The sequence below is a fragment of the Photobacterium sp. GB-72 genome, assembly GCF_003026095.1.
Classification (GTDB): Bacteria; Pseudomonadota; Gammaproteobacteria; order Enterobacterales; family Vibrionaceae; genus Photobacterium.
This window is the reverse complement of the sequence record NZ_PYNV01000001.1, coordinates 355151-375537: the sequence shown is the minus strand read 5'-3', so window position 1 is coordinate 375537 and position 20387 is coordinate 355151. Positions and strand designations below refer to the sequence as shown.

Annotated in this window: 20 protein-coding genes; 6 read left to right on the top strand and 14 right to left on the bottom strand. The window is 39.9% G+C overall.

Features of this window, described 5'->3' with window-relative positions:
- Positions 1 to 65: 65 nt before the first annotated feature.
- The 3 genes from C9J40_RS01660 to C9J40_RS01650 all read right to left on the bottom strand — a co-directional run bounded on the left by C9J40_RS01660 (position 66) and on the right by C9J40_RS01650 (position 3260).
- Entirely contained in the window at positions 66 to 875 is an 810-nt protein-coding gene (locus tag C9J40_RS01660) for a S9 family peptidase (protein ID WP_158259537.1), read from the bottom strand.
- Positions 876 to 1091: 216 nt separating this feature from the next.
- Entirely contained in the window at positions 1092 to 2318 is a 1227-nt protein-coding gene (locus tag C9J40_RS01655) for an NRAMP family divalent metal transporter (protein ID WP_107245518.1), read from the bottom strand.
- 330 nt (positions 2319 to 2648) lie between these two features.
- Complete coding sequence (locus C9J40_RS01650) at positions 2649 to 3260, bottom strand: LysE family translocator (RefSeq protein WP_107245516.1); 612 nt, start codon at positions 3258 to 3260, stop codon at positions 2649 to 2651.
- A gap of 98 nt (positions 3261 to 3358) precedes the next feature.
- Between C9J40_RS01650 and C9J40_RS01645 the strand changes: the two genes are divergently transcribed.
- Positions 3359 to 4228 carry a LysR family transcriptional regulator gene (locus tag C9J40_RS01645; protein WP_107245514.1) on the top strand — a complete coding sequence of 290 codons (870 nt, stop codon included), beginning with the start codon at positions 3359 to 3361 and terminating at the stop codon, positions 4226 to 4228.
- A 53-nt stretch (positions 4229 to 4281) separates the two neighbouring features.
- On the opposite strand, the gene C9J40_RS01640 is transcribed toward C9J40_RS01645, so the two are convergent.
- Positions 4282 to 4752 carry a M48 family metalloprotease gene (locus C9J40_RS01640; RefSeq protein WP_233220284.1) on the bottom strand — a complete coding sequence of 157 codons (471 nt, stop codon included), beginning with the start codon at positions 4750 to 4752 and terminating at the stop codon, positions 4282 to 4284.
- 758 nt (positions 4753 to 5510) lie between these two features.
- On the opposite strand from C9J40_RS01640, the gene yiaY reads away from it, so the two are divergent.
- The gene (yiaY, locus tag C9J40_RS01635) at positions 5511 to 6659 is read left to right on the top strand and encodes an L-threonine dehydrogenase (protein ID WP_107245513.1); all 1149 of its coding nucleotides are present in this window, start codon (positions 5511 to 5513) and stop codon (positions 6657 to 6659) included.
- Between the two features lie 81 nt (positions 6660 to 6740).
- On the opposite strand, the gene cls is transcribed toward yiaY, so the two are convergent.
- Complete coding sequence (gene cls / locus C9J40_RS01630; RefSeq protein WP_107245511.1) at positions 6741 to 8192, bottom strand: cardiolipin synthase; 1452 nt, start codon at positions 8190 to 8192, stop codon at positions 6741 to 6743.
- 288 nt (positions 8193 to 8480) lie between these two features.
- On the opposite strand from cls, the gene C9J40_RS01625 reads away from it, so the two are divergent.
- From C9J40_RS01625 to sbmA, 4 genes are all read left to right on the top strand, one after another.
- The gene (locus C9J40_RS01625; protein WP_107245509.1) at positions 8481 to 9176 is read left to right on the top strand and encodes a TIGR01621 family pseudouridine synthase; all 696 of its coding nucleotides are present in this window, start codon (positions 8481 to 8483) and stop codon (positions 9174 to 9176) included.
- A 149-nt stretch (positions 9177 to 9325) separates the two neighbouring features.
- Positions 9326 to 9595, top strand: a complete 270-nt coding sequence (locus C9J40_RS01620; protein ID WP_107205658.1) for a hypothetical protein — start codon at positions 9326 to 9328, stop codon at positions 9593 to 9595.
- 80 nt (positions 9596 to 9675) lie between these two features.
- Positions 9676 to 10614, top strand: coding sequence for a class I SAM-dependent methyltransferase (locus C9J40_RS01615; RefSeq protein WP_107245507.1), 939 nt, complete (start codon positions 9676 to 9678; stop codon positions 10612 to 10614).
- Positions 10615 to 10892: 278 nt separating this feature from the next.
- Complete coding sequence (sbmA, locus tag C9J40_RS01610) at positions 10893 to 11903, top strand: peptide antibiotic transporter SbmA (RefSeq protein WP_107205660.1); 1011 nt, start codon at positions 10893 to 10895, stop codon at positions 11901 to 11903.
- Positions 11904 to 11978: 75 nt separating this feature from the next.
- Here sbmA and gspS2 read toward each other — a convergent pair whose 3' ends face one another.
- The 9 genes from gspS2 to trpD form a co-directional block, all read right to left on the bottom strand.
- The gene (gene gspS2 / locus C9J40_RS01605) at positions 11979 to 12380 is read right to left on the bottom strand and encodes a type II secretion system pilot lipoprotein GspS-beta (protein WP_107205661.1); all 402 of its coding nucleotides are present in this window, start codon (positions 12378 to 12380) and stop codon (positions 11979 to 11981) included.
- Positions 12381 to 12399: 19 nt separating this feature from the next.
- Positions 12400 to 12699: a YciI family protein gene (locus C9J40_RS01600; RefSeq protein ID WP_107205662.1), complete on the bottom strand. Its 300-nt coding sequence runs from the start codon at positions 12697 to 12699 to the stop codon at positions 12400 to 12402.
- A 164-nt stretch (positions 12700 to 12863) separates the two neighbouring features.
- Positions 12864 to 13262, bottom strand: a complete 399-nt coding sequence (gene yciA, locus C9J40_RS01595; protein WP_107205663.1) for an acyl-CoA thioester hydrolase YciA — start codon at positions 13260 to 13262, stop codon at positions 12864 to 12866.
- A gap of 11 nt (positions 13263 to 13273) precedes the next feature.
- Positions 13274 to 13813 (bottom strand): septation protein A, encoded by a 540-nt coding sequence (locus tag C9J40_RS01590; RefSeq protein ID WP_107245506.1) that lies wholly within the window; start codon positions 13811 to 13813, stop codon positions 13274 to 13276.
- A gap of 132 nt (positions 13814 to 13945) precedes the next feature.
- Positions 13946 to 15151, bottom strand: coding sequence for a dicarboxylate/amino acid:cation symporter (locus tag C9J40_RS01585; RefSeq protein ID WP_199188042.1), 1206 nt, complete (start codon positions 15149 to 15151; stop codon positions 13946 to 13948).
- Positions 15152 to 15972: 821 nt separating this feature from the next.
- Complete coding sequence (trpA, locus tag C9J40_RS01580; RefSeq protein WP_107205666.1) at positions 15973 to 16776, bottom strand: tryptophan synthase subunit alpha; 804 nt, start codon at positions 16774 to 16776, stop codon at positions 15973 to 15975.
- Positions 16776 to 17966, bottom strand: a complete 1191-nt coding sequence (gene trpB / locus C9J40_RS01575) for a tryptophan synthase subunit beta (protein ID WP_107245502.1) — start codon at positions 17964 to 17966, stop codon at positions 16776 to 16778. The genes trpA and trpB overlap by 1 nt, the downstream gene beginning before the upstream one ends.
- 2 nt (positions 17967 to 17968) lie before the next feature.
- A complete protein-coding gene (gene trpCF, locus C9J40_RS01570; RefSeq protein ID WP_107245500.1) occupies positions 17969 to 19369 on the bottom strand; it encodes a bifunctional indole-3-glycerol-phosphate synthase TrpC/phosphoribosylanthranilate isomerase TrpF in 1401 nt (466 codons plus the stop codon).
- 2 nt (positions 19370 to 19371) lie between these two features.
- Positions 19372 to 20382 carry an anthranilate phosphoribosyltransferase gene (gene trpD, locus C9J40_RS01565; RefSeq protein ID WP_107205669.1) on the bottom strand — a complete coding sequence of 337 codons (1011 nt, stop codon included), beginning with the start codon at positions 20380 to 20382 and terminating at the stop codon, positions 19372 to 19374.
- Between the last annotated feature and the right edge of the window lie 5 nt (positions 20383 to 20387).

The window sequence follows — 20387 nt, the reverse complement described above, 5'->3', positions numbered from 1 at the left end:
CCTTTTAAAACAAAGCCGCTGAGTTAATCCTCAGCGGCTTTTTTGCGTTTGGCGTAAATGGTGATTTATAAGCGCGAATTTAACCAATTGGCTGTTATTTCTAATAGCTCTTTACTTTGATGTGCCTGTGGATCAAAGACATTAAAGATATGATCACCATCTTTTATGACGACAGCTGTAGCGTCTTTACTGCCTGATGCGGTGATCAGTGTATTCGCATTTTCCCACGGTAGGACGGTATCGTTAGTACCTGAAATCGCTAATAGGGAACCTGTAAATTGCTTCATCAATGTGAGTGATTGCTGGGCTTTTAATTGTTCAAACCATGTTAGGTTTACTTTAAATGGTGAACGCCAATCATATTTAATTAATGCGTAGCCGTTCTGTTTTGCCTCGTCATAGTATTGTTCAAAAAAGGCTTTCATTGGTGCAATGCCATTACCAACAGCAGGAGACCAGACAGCAAGTGATTTAATGTTGGGCTCTTCGATGACCAATAATTGTGAGATTAATGCGCCTTGGCTAAAGCCGATAACCCCAATACGATGCTTATCTATTTTTGGGTTAGCTTGAAGGTAGTTAAAAGCGGCCTGTCCATCGAGAACAGCAGAAGATAAAGAGTATGCTAAGTCAGATGTTTTACTGTCACCACTGCCTGCAAAATCGAGACGAATGGATGCAATCCCTAGTGCTTCTAATTTTTCACTGAGAGATTTATATAAATTACCCACTTCATCTTTTTGTGTCCCTGTTCCATGGAGCATGATCACCGCAGGTATCTGTTCATCTATTTTCTTATCAGGTACAGAGAAGATAGCTGGAATATCATAGCTGCCATTATTAAGAGAGATTTGCTGTGAGTCGGCAAGGGCCATATTAGAAAAGCTTAATAGTAATGAAGGAATGATAAATTTTTTAAACATGATAGAGATTAAAAATGAATAATATATTTGGTAATTCTAAATTAATTTAGTTTATCTATCTGAATGTAAAGTTAAAAATTAGATATCTATTACAAATCATGAGTCATAAAAAGCACAAAGGTCTAGCACTATCACTAGACCTCTATTGTGCTGTACTAAGTGTTGGGGTTATCCCATAAACTTCGTCATAAAGTTGCTGATGTTTGAAAGGCTAGCCGCTGCCATTACCACCACAATTAAGACACCTGTAACGGTTAGGTACATCGGGTGTTTGTAATCTCCCACGATGTCTTTGCGGCGAGTCGCTGCAAGTACCATGGCTAATACCACTGGCAGAATAATACTGTTGATAAGACCTGCCAACATTAGCAGTAGAATAGGCATGTTCATGGTCACAGTACCAAGGCTGGTGATGATAATAAAGCCTACACACCATGCTTTTTCATTGCGCGCAACCACAGGGAATAGAGTTTTAATTAGCGAGATTGCCATGTAAGAGTTACCAACCACCGAGGTAATTGAAGCAACAAACAACACTAAGCCAAAGATAAAATAACCCACTTCACCTGCACCTTGTCGGAAAGCATCGGCGGCTGGGTTTGATGTTTCTAATACAGCGCCTGTTGCAATCACGCCAAATATCGCTAAAAACAGCAGAATACGAATAACAACGGCGATTGAAATGCCAGCCCATGCTGCTTTTTTAATTGCGCCTACGTTTTCTTTACCTTGCAAGCCAACATCAACTAAGCGCTGCGCACCTGTATAGTAACCACCGACAGCACCACCAACAATGGTCAACGTTGGCAGTAATAGGTTACTCATATCTGATGGTATCACAGCCGCTTTTAGTGTTTCCCCCATAGGTGGAAGGCTGGTCATAGCCACATAAGCAATCAGCACAATCATAAACAAGCCAAGGTAGCGCGCCATTTGATCCATGCGTTTTGAGGCATTATGAACGACAAACAGTAAACAACCGACAACACCTGTGAACAATGCGCCCCATGTCGTATCGACACCTGTCAGAACATTGATACCTAATGCTGCACCACTGACGTTACCGAAGTTAAATGCCACTGCACCAAGCGCTAGTAGAATACCAACAACATAGCCCATCCCCGGGGTAACACGATTCGCAATGTCTTGGATACGTAAGCCAGATACACCCACAATGCGCCACAAGTTCATCACAATACCGAAGGTGATAAACATGGATGCAAAAACAGGAAATGCCATGTCGATTTTATAGATGTTTGTAAAAACAGCAGTTTGGGTTAAAAAGCCCGGACCAACAGAGGTCGTAGCCATTAGGAAAGCTACACTTAAAATTGCTTTGTTTTGCCTAGAAGTGTCTTGAGTACTGGTAGGTGCTGCAGAAGTCATCGTTGTCATGTTGATCTCTAAAATGTTGTCTCTCTCTTTATATAGAAAAAAGAAAGACAACTGACCGAGATCAGCTGACTCAAAGAAAAGAAAAAAAACGTAAAAACAGATAGTTACGAAATGTAATCGTTTGCTTCGACGCGGATATTAGTGACATGAGGTAAAGCTGTCAACGAAAAATTAGAATAAAAATTAGATTTTACTTATTTGTGCGATATTTATTTTCGTAAGGAATGTTTAGTGAGAACTTTTCACTAAGTCAGTTAGATTTTGTCGAAATATTGGAAGCGATAAAGAGAAAGTCGCTGAATGATGATCAGCGACGTTGAGTTTGAAGCGTTAAGATTTTAATGCCAGTACAGTACCGAAGGTAACCAGTCCTACGCCACAGAGTTGGTTTAGTCGCTTCTTCATATTCAATAAACGTGTTTGCAGTGCTTTTGATGTAAATAGGATCGCAACAAGGCTAAACCATAAACAGTGCATCGCAATCATGTAACCACCATATAACAAGGCAATGTGGTTATCGCTTGCGTCTGTCGATACTACTTGGCTAAACACGCTTAAGAAAAACAGCATGGTTTTAGGATTTAACGCGTTACAAAGAAAGCCTTGTGCTAGAAAGTGTTGGCTACTTTTACTCGGCTTGGTTGCACCTTGTAGATCGGTTTTGTTGTCAGAAAAAAAGACTCCTTTTATCCCTAAATAAATTAGATAGGCAGCACCTGCATAGCGAATGGCATTAAATAGCATTTCATTTTGTGAGATAAGGTAACTGATCCCCAATAATGAGTAAGAAATGTGTATGGTGATCGCAAGGCTAATACCGATTGCAGTCCAGATCCCCGCGGAACGTCCGTGATTGAGGCTGTTTTTTAACACTAATACGAAATCAGCACCGGGACTTATTACAATCAATAATCCCAAGATCGCTAAGCTGATCAGTTCCATTTGTCTCTCCAGCAAGTTTTTTATGGCGATATTGTATGCGTGCGATGGCTATGTTTTAATCGAAAAGAAGTGAAATAACATGTGAGAAAAATTCACAGATGAGACATCTTAAAGCTTTTCATGTATTCGATGTGGCAGCGTCGTGTTCAAGTTTTAGTGAAGCGGCACAGCAATTGAACATTACGCATGGTGCAGTGAGCAAACAGATCAAGACGCTAGAAACGTATTTAGGCGTTGCGCTTTTTTATAAAAAAGGGCGTAACGTCTTTTTAACGCAGGAAGGTGAAAAGTTAAAAGTGTCTACCCGTCAAGTATTTAACGTATTGGAAAACACTGTCAATGCGTTGCGACAGTCAAGGCTTCATACGTTAGAGGTATCATGTGAGCCAACATTAACCATGCGTTGGTTAATGCCTCGATTAAGTGGCTTTTATGAATCGTCAGGTATTGATGTGCGTTTATCGACAGCTGGTGGTGCTGTGCAATTAGGGATAAATGGTTTATCGCTTGCGATACGTCGTGATGATTTTGAGTGTCATCGTGATTACTACAAAACGTCATTAGTTGAAGAATGGGTGGGGCCCGTTTTCTCGCCCGATTATTGGGAAAAAGTGAATCACGATCTAGGCAGTATCACGACGATTCATAGTGCAACTCGAGCTAGCGCATGGCAAAACTGGCAGCAAAGGAGCGATACAGCAACTGATTTTACTCACCACTCCCAGCAGACATTTGGTCATTTTTATTTTTGTATTCAAGCGGCTATTGATGGATTAGGAGCTGCAATGGGGTCATATCCTTTTGTTATGGATGATATCAAACGAGGTGTGTTGGTCGCGCCATTTGGTTTTGTGCCGTCGGGGTGTGATTATATTCTGATGAGTGATAAAGCAAATTTAGTCGGTGAAGAAAAACAGTTTGCTGATTGGTTAGTAGATAATTTATCGCAGGCTATACCTAAGTGCTAAAAATAAAGAAAGTCGCTAATTTAAAGCGGCTTTTGGCTATGGTATTGATTTTTTTAGGCTTCGCGAGCGATCAGAGTCGATTCTTGATCACCAAGCTGATAGTTATTAATCGCGATAACACGTTTTGTCATACGTGGGTGGCTTGAGGTAATTTCAGCAGCAATGCAATCACAGGTTAATTCACAAGCACGGCTATAAGCTGAACCGAAGCAAGGGATAAACATTGCTGGCTTCATTAAGAAGTTAATCCAGAAATTTACGTGACCTACGGCATGGTGAGCAAGTTCATGAGCAATAACAAAACGCAGTTGATCTTGTTTTTTCTCTTCCCATAATAAATCACCTAAATCACCTAAATCACCTAAATCACCTAAATCACCTAAATCACCTAAATCACTAAACAGTAGCGTGTATTTACGAGATAGAAATTTCACCGCTAATGCATTGGTTAAACCTTGAGAGTTTACAATAAACATTTTAGGCTTTTCTTTCATATCTAGCGCAGTGGCTATTTCGTCAGCCATAATATTTAAGTTTGCATATTAGTTTTTATTAACATGAACGGTATTACCAAAAATACTAGCTTGAAAAAATTTACTTGATAGCCAAATAAAGAGTGCGACTGGAATAAGAAAAATAAGAATACTAAAAATATGCCCAGTAATAGTCCAACCCAAATTAATCTACTAATAATAATCCATAACATTTTATAAATATTTTATTTAGGATGACGTAACGAAGAAACGTTCATTAAATAATTCCTTTTATCAGTTAATTAAAATGATCAATAGGTAAAATAGTGCAATTAAGAGGAGTGGCAGGCAAACTTAAGAGTATAAAAGTGCGATATGTATAATAAAAACACATTTATTGCTTTTTTACTGTTTATTGTTCTTTTGGTATTTGTTGTTGTTATATTACGGCTTAATTGTTCTTTTTGTGATCAAGTTAATGCCATTAAGGCTCTATCACGATTAATTCGACTTTTCATCGGGATATGTCACATTAATTATAAAGTCTGGAAATTTATTTTATATATTGTTTCTTTATTGCAAATATAAATTTCATAGAATAGATAATAAAAATCAAATAATGAGATCTTTATCAATTTAAAAATTTATCTTTATTCTGACATTAATTTTTTTGTTTTAGATCAAATAAATAAATTATTAAGTAGGTAAAACGATACTAAAGAGATATTTAATTGTTCTTATATTATTTACGAAAGCATTTTTAACAGAGTGTTTTGGTAATTAATATTATTTAAATTAAGGTAAATATTATGAGCAGTGCATTCTATATTCCTACTGTTAACTTTATGGGCGCAGGCTGTTTGACTCAAGCTGCTGATGCGATTAAATCTCACGGTTTTAAAAAAGCACTCATTGTTACCGATAAAGTATTGAACCAAATTGGTGTGGTTACTCAAGTGGCTGTATTGCTCACTGAGCGTGATATTGACTCTGTGGTTTACGATGGCACCCAACCCAACCCAACCATTAAAAACGTTGATGAAGGTTTAGCGTTACTAAAAGAAAACCAATGTGATTTTGTAATTTCATTGGGCGGTGGTTCGCCTCATGACTGCGCGAAAGGTATTGCGCTATTGGCTGCCAACGGTGGTCAAATCGGTGACTACGAAGGTGTTGATCGTTCAGCAAAAGCACAGTTACCTGTGGTTGCGATTAACACCACAGCGGGTACTGCATCGGAGATGACCCGTTTCTGTATAATTACTGATGAAGAGCGTCATATTAAGATGGCGATTGTCGACAAGAACACCACGCCGTTAATGTCAGTCAATGATCCTCAACTTATGTTAGCGAAACCTGCATCACTAACCGCTGCAACAGGGATGGATGCATTAACTCACGCTATCGAAGCGTATGTTTCAACAGCCGCGACACCAATTACTGATGCTGTGGCGATTAAAGCGATTGAGTTAATTCAACAAAACCTACGTACCGCAGTGAAAGAAGGTCAAAACCTTAATGCTCGTGAGCAAATGGCGTATGCGCAGTTCATGGCAGGTATGGCATTTAACAACGCGTCACTTGGTTATGTACATGCGATGGCGCACCAGTTAGGCGGTTACTACAATCTTCCTCATGGTGTATGTAATGCGATATTACTACCGCATGTTCAGCGTTATAACGCACAAGTAGCAGCTGAGCGTTTACGTGATGTTGCTAAGGCTATGGGTGTTGATGTCGAAGGTATGACTGCAGAGCAGGGGGCTAATGCGGCACTTGAAGCGATTGTGGCGCTATCTAAAGATGTTGGCATTCCACTAGGTTTAAAAGAACTGGGTGTGAAAGAAGAAGATATCGCATTATTGGCTGATAATGCATTGAAAGATGCTTGTGGTTTCACTAACCCTAAACAGGCAACCCATGAAGAGATTTCACAGATCTTTATGGCTGCAATGTAATTGCTAAAGTACTGAGATAGTAAAAAGGCAATCAGATGATTGCCTTTTTTAATGGTTAACTTTTATACAAGCTTAATTGCGTTAAAGCAGTGGGCTAAACATATAGAAAAAGCGCTCGATAAATTTATTCTTCATGGAACGTTTACTCCATTGTTCACGATCGATTTCGTCGGAATCAGCAATATAACGTTGTTGTAATTGGCTGAGCTCTTGGGTGAAAACGATATTATCGACCGCCATTGTCACTTCAAAATTAAGCCATAAGCTTCGCATATCAAGATTTACAGTGCCAATTAAGCAATGGCTATCATCAATAACTACTGATTTTGTGTGTAACAACCCGCCGTGGAAACGATGGATATGTACTCCAGATTCAAGTAAATCACTAAAGAATGATCGGCTTGCCCATTCCACCATTATCGAATCATTTTTACGCGGAATAACAATATGTACTGCAATACCACGATCAGCTGCTCCTTTCATGGCATGCAGTAAATGTTCACTCGGCACGAAGTAAGGGGTTGTGATAACGACAGATTTTTGTGCTTGGTAAATACTTAGTAGCAACGCTTGATGAATAATATCATCGGGCATACCTGGCCCTGATGGTATGACTTGTACTGTGTCTTTGTGCGCAGTATCAAAGGTACAGGAAGGCAGTGGGGGTAAAAAGCGTTTCCCTGTTTCTACCTCCCAGTCCCATGCTTGAATACAATTTAAAACCGAGACGGTAGGGCCTGAAATTCGCACCATGACATCGACCCATTGACCCACGCCCGCATCGACTTTAAAGAATGCAGGATCGACTAAGTTCATAGAGCCTGTATAAGCAATATGATCATCTACCACGACAATTTTACGGTGTAGACGTAAATCAAGACGACGGAAGAACATCCTAAACGGTGATACTGCTAGGGCCTCAACTAATTCGATGCCAGCACCACGCATTAACTTAGGCCAATGTGAACGAAAGAAGCGCATACTGCCCGCAGAATCAAGTAACAAGCGAATTCTAACACCACGTTTAGCCGCTTGAATTAAAGCAACGCCCACTTCATCAGCAAGCCCACCAGGATTCCAGATATAAAATTCAAGGTGGATTGAGTGTTGTGCATTATTTATGTCCTTAACCAATGAACGTAAAATTTCTTGTGGCGATGATTGCAAGGAAAGATCATTACCAATAAGCCCAGGTATACCTAAGCGATTTTCACATAAATCACTGATCGGCTTAGCAACAAGGCTCATTTCCTGAGGTTGATGTCCTGGACAATCATTGAGTTGTTTAAACCAATTAGCAAAAGGCAAAAACATTTCACGTGCACGCTCAGCTCGCTTTTTACCAAGATTTAATTCACCAAATAATAAATATGCAATTACCCCACCGATAGGTACGATGTAAATGATCATCATCCACGCTAGTGATACTCCAACTACACGACGTTTAAATACGACGCGAACAGTAACCGATGCGATGAGTAACCAATAGGCGAAAACGCCAATCCACGTTAAGACTTGATAAAATTGTTCCATCAAATGACTTCATTGCTTTAATAATACGTTATAGATATATAGTGCATTGAAAAGTGAAAAAAACCTAGTATTTAGGGTGTTTATTAACAAAAATTGGGTGAGATATCAGTTTTTAACTGTTTAATTAAATATATAAATTGGACCAAATATTAATTATTGAAAATTATAAAGAGAAGCATTTATTAGATAGAGATATACCATTTTTCTCCGGTGTTAATTTCACCCCCTGACTTTTCCTTTGATATTGTGCTGGTATACTCGCTCGCTCTTTTGTTGTAAGGCTGCCCTATGTTTACTCTTATTTACCAACACCCTGATTTTTTAGTTATTGATAAGCATCCAGGTATCAGTGTTCATAAAGATGACAATGATCAGCCGTTACTAGCAGCTGTTGCTGAACACACCGGCGATGAAAAGCTGTATTTGATCCATCGTCTAGACAAAATGACATCAGGTTTACTTCTGCTTGGACGTAATAAAGAAGCGGCATCGATCCTATCTTCAAATTTTGCTGAGCGGGTGGTCGAAAAGTTTTATGTAGCAATAGGCACCAAAAAGCCAAAGAAAAAACAAGGTGTGGTGATTGGTGATATGACTCGCTCACGTCGCAGTAGTTGGAAATTAGAAAGTACGAAGGAAAATCCAGCCATTACTCAGTTTTTCTCAACAGCTGCAGGTGAAGGACGACGTTTATTTCTCTGTAAGCCGCATACAGGAAAAACGCATCAGATCCGTGTTGCATTACGTAGTGTGGGTTCTGGTATTACTGGCGATGATATTTATGGCACTGAAACGTCAGATCGTGGTTACTTACATGCTTATGCACTGTCTTTTCCTTATAAGGGCGAAACACAGCGTTTTATTTGTCCACCAACAGACGGTAAATTGTGGCAAGTCGCTGAGACACAACAAGCGTTAAGCGATTGGAATCAGCCATGGCAATTAGAGTGGCCAACATTAGCTTATAAAAAGGCGAGTGTATAAATCTTTGTATGGATGCTGTGTTTTTCTGCAGTTTATTTAGAACTGTAGAAATCCTCAGCAACTAGCATCAGCACATATTCTTGGTGCTATAACTATCAATAAGCTTAACGTATAATGGCTGTCTAGGATCACCTAGCAAGAGAAAAAACATGCGTATTGTCCGCTCACGAGCTCATAGAAAACAACGTCGTAATCAACGCCAACTTCGACATTGTCGGTATCGGGCTCAGCAGTTTTTTCAATTAAAGTATGCTACGTTTTATTTCCCTTACCTCCCTGAATTAAAACAGACTAACGATGGTATTTTTCAATTATCATCGCATTTAATTTACCGTAATTATCCTGCATTTATACCGCATTGTTTACCTAAAAAAATCACTACTTCAGTGTTGCCAACGGCTCTATTATTAGCGGCTTGAGTAATATAAGACATGGAAACTGGTATTCTTGTGGCCAGTGGTTAAAATAGCGCCCTTAATTCACTATATAGTTTGAAATTATGGAAATAAGTGCATTACCCACTTTAGAAGCTCATCTACTCACAGCCTTGTCTTCACCGCCAAATGAAGTTCGCCGACTCTTTCATGGCCGTGGACGTTGCTGGCAAGGGTTAGAGCAAATAACGGTTGATTGGCTACAAGGTCAAGTACTTGTTTCCTTGTTTAAAGAGCCATCTCCTGAGTTCTTAGCTGAACTTACCACTTTGCTGAATAAACTGACTAAAACAGCAGAATGGCAAAACAGTGGTGCGACATCGCTATTGCTTCAACATCGTGATCGCGAAGGATCTCCGATGGACGTGATGTGGGGTGAAACGTCTGAATATCAAGATGTGATTGAAAGTGGCTTAGTGTACAAGCTGGATCTTGGACGTAAGCAAAATAACGGCTTATTTCTTGATATGCGCTTTGGTCGTGATTGGGTTCGTGAGCAAGCAGCGGGTAAACGCGTGTTAAATTTATTCGCTTACACCTGTGGTTTCTCGGTTGCTGCAATTGCTGGTGGCGCAGAGCATGTTGTAAACCTTGATATGGCAAAAGCGGCATTAAGCCGTGGTCGTGATAATCACCATTTAAATAAACATGATTTAAAGAAAGTTAGTTTCTTAGGCCATGAATTATTTAAATCATGGGGTAAGGTGCGCAAATATGGCCCATACGATCTCATTATTATTGATCCACCATCATTTCAGAAAGGGAGCTTTGCGCTCACGAAAGATTATCAAAAGATCTTACGTCGCTTACCTGAATTGTTAACCGAAAACGGTACAGTGTTAGCGTGTGTGAATGATCCTAGCATTACTTCAGCTTTCTTAATTGAAGGTATGGCAGCAGAAGCACCAGAGCTCGTGTTTGAAAAACGTCTTGATAATCCACCCGAGTTTAAAGATATTGAGCCAGAAGGTGGTTTAAAGGCATTGGTATTCCAACGCAACTAATTGAAAAATAGAAAATAGCGATAACCATTATCTTATCCCTTATGTTTTAAATATAAGGGATTTTTTATATCTAATTGCTACGCTTCTAGTGATAAAAATGGATAAAGTGCCACATTGCCATATATTCAACCTTACTAACTTGTTCATAATTAAGGTAATGTTGCAATTTTACAGCTGCTGACAAATACTGAAAAGACAGCATATAAAAATAAAAACGTAGGATTGTTAGTTCGTTTAGGGTAGCCACATAACAAAACATCGATTAAGGATGAGTCATTATGTTTAAGTCTTTTTTTCTCGAACGACGCTGGTTTTTATGGTCGATTTTTGGAAGCGCATTAATACTTTATGGTACTTGGTATAGTGTACAAATTACAGTTGAAGTCAATGAATGGTATGGATCTTTTTACAATTTACTTCAAAAGGCAATGACAACGCCAAACTCAGTGAAGTTTGAAGAAATACTTGCGGGAACCTTAGAATTTTTCAACATAGTGTCTTTGTATATCATTATTGCCGCTTTCTTAGAGTTTTTTACTAAGCACTTCGTGTTCAGATGGCGAACAGCAATGAATGATTATTACACCTCTCATTGGGATAAGATCCGTCATATAGAAGGGGCATCACAGCGTGTACAAGAAGACACAATGAGGTTGGCAGCGATCCTTGAAACATTAGGGGTTAGTTTTTTACGTTCAGTCATGTTGCTTGTTGCTTTTTTACCTCTATTGTGGACGTTAAGTGAGAATATCAAAGAACTACCTTGGATAGGGCCCGTTGAGCATTCCCTGGTTTATTTAGCCATCATTATTTCTGTTTTTGGAACAGGGCTTCTCGCTATTGTAGGAGTTAAACTTCCGGGGCTTGAGTTTAATAATCAAAAAGTTGAAGCCGCGTATCGTAAAGAGCTTGTACATGGTGAGGATCATCTGGAGCGAGCGCAGCCTGAAACACTTAAAGAACTGTATTCAAACGTTAGGAAAAATTACTTCACATTGTTCAAGCATTATCTGTATTTTGATATTGCTAAGTTTTCTTATCTTCAATATACAATGATTATACCTCTCATTGCGATGGGACCTGCTATTGTTTCCGGTGCACTGACTTTAGGGCTCTTTACACAAATTTCTAATGCTTTCAGTAAAGTAGAAGAATCATTCCAATATTTGGTGCACTCTTGGAAGACTATTGTTGAATTGATGTCGATTTATAAGCGTTTGAAAGCATTTGAAATACAAATAAACGAGGCCATTGCGGCTTCAGAAGTAACGATAGACGAGCAAATTTAAATATACCTATCAATATTGAAAAGCCCGTGCCAAATGATTATTGGTACGGGCTTTTTATCGCTATGGAAATGAATATTAATTCAGTTCTTCACAAGAGTCTTTAGATACTGCTTGCTGCGCCATTGTACGACCACTGATATCTTTGATCGTAATTAGGTAATTTACGCCGCTATCAAATAAAGGTTGTATTTCTTTGTTATTACAGTAGTTTCTTGCAGCCGTTTTGGCAGCATTGGATGGCGAAACACGACTTTTTCCACCATAAAGAACATTAATTTTAACGGTATTTCCTGACGCGTAGGCTTGGGTTATTTGATAGGCATCAATTTTTGGATAAGGTGCTTTACTATCAATTGCTGCAGCGCGGCTTTTTGCTAATGTTTCTGCAATTTGTTGCTTTTCATGAGAAGCACAGCCACTAAGCAGTAATAAACCTAATGATGCGGTGATTAGCGCTTTGCTTATAGTTAATTTCACAATCTCGCCCTTAAATAAATTATGGAAGCACTTTTTTGAATGGCTTCACAATCACATTAGCGTATACGCCTGCATCAATATAAGGGTCAGCGTCAGCCCATTGTTGTGCTTGTTCTAAAGAAGCAAATTCCGCAATAACAGTAGAGCCTGTAAACCCGGCATCACCTGGGTTCTCACTATCAATAGCAGGCATAGGCCCTGCAACTAACAATCGACCTTGTTCTTGTAAATCTTGTAAACGTGCAAGGTGTTTTTCACGAACGCTCATACGTCGCTCTAAGCTATTTTCAACATCTTGAGAAAAAATGACGTACCACATTATTGTTCTCCCTAATAAATATCAGAAGTGATAGCACTAAGGTATCGCTGGCTATCTTGTTGTTCTATTTCCCCATAGTAACCAATAAAAAAAGCACTAACTAGGCGTTAGTGCTTTTTTGTCGGTTAATGTTGTACTTGTTAGCGAAATAGCGCCTTGTCTTATTACGCTTTTACAATTGGGCGCGGACGACCTTCGCTATTAATTGCAACATAATTAAATGTTGCTTCGCATACACGGTATCGATCACCGACAGTCTCAACATCGACAGGTTTTACCCAAACTTCAAGACCTATGCTCATGGATGTATTGCCAATGCGTTTACACTCACCGTAACAACAAACCACGTCACCAACACTAACAGGGGCTTTAAACTCTATTTTATCAACAGAGACAGTCACAACACGCCCGCCAGAAATTTCTTTGGCAAGGATCGCGCCTGCTAAGTCCAATTGGGACATGATCCAACCACCAAATATATCACCATTGGCGTTGGTGTCGGCTGGCATGGCAAGCGTGCGAAGCAGAAGCTGTCCGCGAGGGATATTATTTTTAGTGTTCATGATTTACAACTTTACTGGTTATTGTCACTTTTCGGTAAGTGGCGATAAATGTAGCCACCGGTGAGGAAGGTAAAGAGCAGCGTTAATGCTAATAGCCCAAATACCTTAAAGTCTACCCATATATCTAGCGGGAAATTGAATGCAATATAGATGTTTACTATAGCGCAGACAACAAAAAACACACTCCAAGCAAGGTTAATACGTAACCAAATTGATTCAGGTAAGGTAATTTCTTTCCCAAGCATACTTTTGATCAGTGGTTTACCCATAAATTGGCTGATAAGTAATGCTAGAGCAAAGATGGTGTAGATGATGGTGACTTTCCACTTTATGAAGTTTTCGTCATGGAGGAAAATGGTTAAGCCACCAAAAATAGCCACCAATACGAAAGTAACCAGTTGCATTTTTTCGACTTTTTTATAGATAAACCAAGTCAACGCTACCTGAACCGCTGTTGCTGCAATTAAAGCGCCTGTGGCGATAAAAATGCCACTCGTTTTGAATAAAATAAAGAAAATGATAAGGGGGATAAAATCTAATAATTGTTTCATTACAACAACTCATTTCTAATAATTAATAAGAGTATACCCTTTTAGTATGGTGAATGAAAAAGAGCGAAGAAAAAGCGACGCCTATTTTTGTTAGATGGGCGTTGCTAAGAAAAGGATAGTAGTGCTTTATTACTAAGTAGGTTCTTGATCGATAAGCCTATCAACAATCACCGCACAAGCAGCATCACCAGTGATATTAAGTGCTGTTCTTATCATGTCAAAGATCCGATCAAGTGCAAATAACAGTGGTAGACCTTCAATGGGGATGCCAGCTGAAAGCAAAACGGCAACCACAAGGAAAGATGGGCCAGGGACACCTGCTTGTCCAACTGCGCCTAAAGTGGATGTCAAAATGATGGCGACATAGGCGCCTATGGTTAAATCAACTTGGAATATTTGAGCAAAGAAAGTTGCAACTAAACCATAGTAAATGGCATTACCACTCATATTAATTGTCGCCCCTAATGGCAGAACGAATGATGCGGTAGCGTTACTGACCTTTAATTCTTGTTCACACGTTTCCATGTTAACCGGTAATGTTGCCATAGAAGAAGCGGTTGAAAGGGCTACAATCTGTGGCTTTTTCATGGCGGATAAAAATCTGAGTGCAGAGGTTTTACTCAATATTTTTACTAGCAGGGGATAGAACACAAAACCGAAGATAGCAATGGCGGCAACATAAACAATAAACAGTTTAAAGACCACCATCAATGCATCAAAACCAAAGGTGCCGACCGCATCTGCCATTAAACCAAATACGCCCAGCGGTGCTATTTTCATCACAACGTTAATCATCCATACCATAGCATCAACGATGGCATTAATACCGTTGATTAAAGGTTCTCGTCGCTCTTTTTCTAGTTTAGAAACAGCGATACCAAAAAATAGACAAAACACTAAGATCTGTAAAATATTAGCTTCGGTTAAAGACTGGAATACGTTAGTCGGGATCATCCCTAATACGGTATTCCAAAACGTTGGCAGCTCGCCTTTGTCGGCATAGGTTTTAGCAAAGAGACCTGACACCGCATTAAGATCAATCCCGATACCGGGTTTGAAAATATGCCCCATTCCCAAAGCAAGTATGACTGCGATAGCGGAGGTAAATATAAAAAAGAGCAGAGTGGTTATGCCTACTTTACCAGCAGATTGACTGTTACCTAATCCTGCGGCACCTGAAATGATAGCAACAGCGACCAATGGAATAACTAACATTTTGATTAGGTGGATAAAAATACTGCCCAACGGCGCAAACATTGAAGCCGAATGCCCCATCATCGCGCCAACAAATGCGCCAACGAACATGGCAATAACAACTTGTACGCCAATATTTTTCATTAAACTTCCATTATTTTGCACAGTATCGACCTCTAAAGTATTGATGCAAAAGTGTAGTAAGCATAGTTGTGTTTATTTGGTTTTAATCGTTACGCGAATGTGTATTGGGTGTGTCTTTACATGCAATGATCATTGTTCGCAATCACGAGGATTGAGGTTTTCTGTTGATCGTTGAAAAAGAGTGGTAGCAATATGCATATATTAGAGTAATTGCTTATCGTTTGATGGCTTTTTATTGCATGGTTAAGTTAAAATGAACCCTTTCTTTATAGTGTTTCTTATTTCTTAATCTGGAGGCATCAATGAAATACTTATCAATCAAGGCGTTTATTCAACACTATGGAAAAATGGGTCTGATACTCTGTTTGGGACAAGCATTTCTGTTATTGGTTATTATCGTTTTCAATACGATAACAATTATTAATCATTTACCAAGCGTGTGTTATTTAAATAAAGTGTCTCATGTGACATCAATTTCTTACACATTGATATGCCTTGTTTTCTTGTACTACACGATTACAAGTTTCTTTAATCGCATTCGTTTGTTGTTCAACATTTGCCTTGTCGTTAACTTTTTTCTTTTCCTTGCTTTTGTTTTTAAGCTTAGTGTGAGTTGTGTATAAGTCGTCAATAACGCGCTATTAACGGTATTGAGAATTCTCTTATATTGTCATCAAGTATGTCTTCAACGTTACTGTCTTTATTATTGGTGATAGATTTAAAGCACTCTTTTTCGTTAACGATAGCTATATAAAAAAGCCCATACATAAACAGCATCAGTAAGCTGAAATGTATGGGCTTATTACATTCGTTAGAATGCGTTATTTACTTGCTGCTTTCATTGATGAAATGAATGCAGATAATTTTTCTAACATTACAGTGTTGTTTTCAAGATTTTGCTCGATAATTTTCACGACTGCTGAGCCTGAGATTGCGCCTGCAGCACCTGCAGTGATCGCCTCTTTAACTTGCTCTGGCGAAGAAATACCAAATCCTAAAATAGCTGGCGGCGCGTTATGTGCTTTAAGGCTAGATAACAAGTGATCTATTGGCATTCCTGCTTTAGTTTCAGCACCCGTTACACCTGCGCGTGATAACAAGTAAGTGTAACCACCACCGAGTTCAGAGACCGCTTGTAGTGTTGCATCATCAGCATTAGGTGGCGCAATAAAAATAGGGTGAACACCGTATTTATTTGCCGCATCACGAAACTCTTGTGATGCATTAACGGGAACATCTGCAATTAATACTGAATCAACTCCAGCTTTTGCACATTGCTGATAAAAGTTATCGATGCCAGCGGCAAACACAAGGTTGGCGTACATCAATAACCCGACTGGCACGTCAGGGTATTTTTGACGAATTTGTGTTAGTAACTCAAAACACAAGGTTGGTGTGGTGCCTGATTCTAATGCGCGGATGGTTGCGCCTTGGATTGTAGGGCCATCAGCGAGAGGATCTGAAAATGGAATACCTAATTCTAAAGCATCAGCGCCAGATTCAACCAATGTATCAATGATCTTCATTGATTGCTCTGGAGTCGGATCGCCAATGGTAACAAAAGGCACAAAAGCGCCTTCATTGCGCTCAGCTAATGTGCTGAATAATTGTTGATAACGATCCATTATAATGCTCCTTTTTCCTGCAAAATATCGTGAACAGTAAAGATATCCTTGTCACCACGACCTGATAAGTTAACTACTAGCAATTGTTCTTTTTCTGGTTCTGCATGAATAAGTTTCATGGCATAAGCTAATGCATGAGCAGACTCAAGCGCAGGAATGATCCCTTCTTTACGTGCGAGCAATTGGAATGCATCTAGTGCTTCATCATCAGTCACTGAGCCGTATTCAGCACGACCTGTTGCATTTAAGTGAGCATGTTGTGGACCGACAGATGGGAAATCAAGACCTGCTGATACAGAGTAAGACTCTTCAACTTGACCGTGTTTATCTTGCATCAGTGGTGCTTTCATACCAAAGAAAATACCTAATGTACCGTGTTTAAGAGGTGCACCATGCATATCGGTATCTAAACCTTTACCGGCAGGCTCTACACCAATCAGTTTCACATCTGTTTCTTCAATGAAATCTGAAAACATACCAATTGCGTTGGAACCGCCACCGACACAAGCAATAACTGCATCAGGTAGGCGACCTTCTTTCTCTACGATCTGGGCTTTAGTTTCTTCACCAATAATATGCTGGAATTCTCGTACAATCGTTGGGAATGGGTGAGGACCCGCCGCTGTGCCTAGCAAGTAGTGTGCTTTGTCATAACTTGCAGACCAATCACGCATTGCTTCATTACAAGCATCTTTTAAGGTTGCAGAGCCTGAGTGGACAGGAATAACTTCTGCGCCCATCAACTTCATGCGAAATACGTTAGGGCTTTGACGTTCAACATCTTTAGCACCCATGTAAACACGACATTTAAGACCGAGTAGTGCACAAGCAAGCGCAGTTGCAACACCGTGTTGACCGGCACCAGTTTCAGCGATGATCTCATTTTTACCCATGCGCTTAGCGAGTAATGCTTGACCTAAAACTTGGTTTGTTTTGTGCGCACCACCGTGTAATAAATCTTCACGTTTCAGGTATAGCTTTGTTTTCGTCCCTTTCGTCAAGTTCTGACATAGCGTTAGGGCGGTTGGACGACCAGCGTATTCTTTAAGTAGTGTAATAAATTCTTGTTGAAAACTCGGATCTTGCTGCGCTTCAATAAACGCATCTTCCAATTGGTCTAATGCAGGCACTAAAATTTGTGGTACATACTGACCACCAAATTCGCCAAAAAAGGCATCTAATTTACTCATAATTATTTATCGTCCTTAATATTTTTGATTGCCGCGAATGCCGCACTCAATTTATTCGAGTCTTTTTTGCCTGGCGCACTTTCCACACCAGAATTTAAATCAAGGCCATCAAATCCTAATGCTGCCGCTTGTTGTGCGTTGTCTGCATTTAAGCCACCAGCCAATAATATACCTTTGCGATCGCCGCTTTGGATCAACGACCAGTCGAAGCTTGTCCCTGTACCACCACTTTGATTACCTACTTTACTATCAACAAGGTGTTTATCAACTTGGTATGCTGATAAATCAGGTAAAGCATCTGATACCCCGTGCGCTTTCCAAATTTTACATTGAGCAGGAAGTTGTGCTTTTAGCTCATTAATGTATTGCTGCGTTTCTGTGCCATGTAGCTGCACAACACTGAGTGCAAGTTGTTTTGCCGTATCGACAATTGTTTCAAGCTCTGCATTTTGGAATACACCAACATAATCGAGTGGGGCGCCTGTCATCACATGGCGTGCTTGCTCGATATCAACACAGCGAGGGGAGTTAGAAACAAAAATTAAACCACCGTAAACGGCACCATTTTGGTAAGCGATGGTGGCGTCTTTCGCTTCGGTTAATCCGCAGACCTTGTTATCACCAAGTAACACACGGCGTACCGCAAGATCGAGGTTATCTTCTGCCATTAACGAGCTGCCAATTAAAAAGCCATTGGCATATTGAGATAACTGGCGAATTTCTTGATTGCTGTAAATGCCAGACTCTGAAATCACAATCGTGTCTGATGATAATTTTGGTGCAAGCTGTTTAGTGCGGTCTAAATCAATACTTAAATCGCGTAAATTACGGTTGTTAATACCGACAACTTTCGCTTTTAAGTTAATTGCACGTTCAAGCTCTTCTTCGTTACTCACTTCGGTCAAAATGCCAAGATTTAATTGATTGGCAACATCAGCAAGGGTTTGGTATTCCTCGTCATTGAGGACTGACAACATAAGCAAAATAGCATCAGCTTGATAGTGACGAGCTAAATAGACTTGATAGGTATCAACCATGAAGTCTTTACATAGTACGGGCTGGTGTACTTGACCACGGACTTGAGGGAGAAACTCAAAGTTACCTTGGAAGTATTTTTCATCGGTTAGAACTGAAATCGCACTCGCATAGTTGTTGTACACACTAGCAATGTAATCAAGATTAAAATCGTCTCGGATCAAGCCTTTTGATGGTGAGGCTTTTTTACATTCAAGAATGAATGCAGGGCGCTCTACACCATTATCAGTATTGGATGATAACGCTTGGTAGAAGTCACGATCACTTGGGACGAGAGCATGAATAAATGAATCAAGTGGCTGTGATTCCTTACGTGCTTCTACCCAAATTTTTTTGTCAGCAACAATTTTTGCTAATACTGTTTCCATGATTATCCTCGTGCTGCCAATTTTTCTACTAATTCAAAAGCTTTGCCTGATTGCATGACTTCAATAGCTTGTTGCGTATTTTGTTTAAGATCTTCTTGACCGAATAAACGTAATAGCAGGGCTACGTTGACTGCTACTGCACCAACTTGGGCAGGTGTACCTTTACCGGTTAAAATGTTAGTGATAATGGCGCGGTTCTCTTCAGGTTCGCCGCCTTTAATCGCCTCTAACGGGTAGGTATCCAAACCGAAATCAGCAGGAGTGAGAGTGTATTCGGTGATTTCGCCATTAATGATTTCCGCAACATGGGTTTCACCATGAATTGCCACTTCATCTAAACCACTACCGTGAACCACAGCCGCACGCTTCATGCCCATGGTAGCCATGGTTTCTGCAATCGGACGAACGAGGCTATTGTCGTAAACACCCATAAGTTCAATGTTAGGTTTTGCTGGGTTAATTAAAGGCCCAAGTACATTGAAGATGGTGCGAGTCTTTAATGTTTGACGTACAGGCATAGCGTGGCGTACACCACCGTGATATTCAGGCGCAAATAGGAAACACACGCCAAGTTCATCTAATGCGCCACGCGCGTTTTCTGGTGTCATCGCAAGGTTGATGCCAAATTTATCAAGCAGATCTGAAGAGCCAGATTTGCTTGAAACGCCACGGTTACCGTGTTTCGCCACTTTAATTCCACACGCTGCAGCTACAAATGCTGCTGTGGTTGAAATATTAATGGTATTGGCACCATCGCCACCGGTGCCTACGATATCGGCAAAGTCATAATCTGGGCTTGGGAAGGCGTTGGCATTAGCGACTAAAGCACTTGCGGCTCCAGCAATTTCTTGGGGTGTTTCACCTTTAATTTTCAACGATGTTAAAACGGCCGAAAGAATGATGGGATCGACCTCACCCTTGATAATGGCATCAAATAGGGTGTGACTCTCTTGTTGGCTCAGAGATTTTTGATCGTAGAGTTTATTGGCAATATCGTAAATTTTGTTATCCATAATCA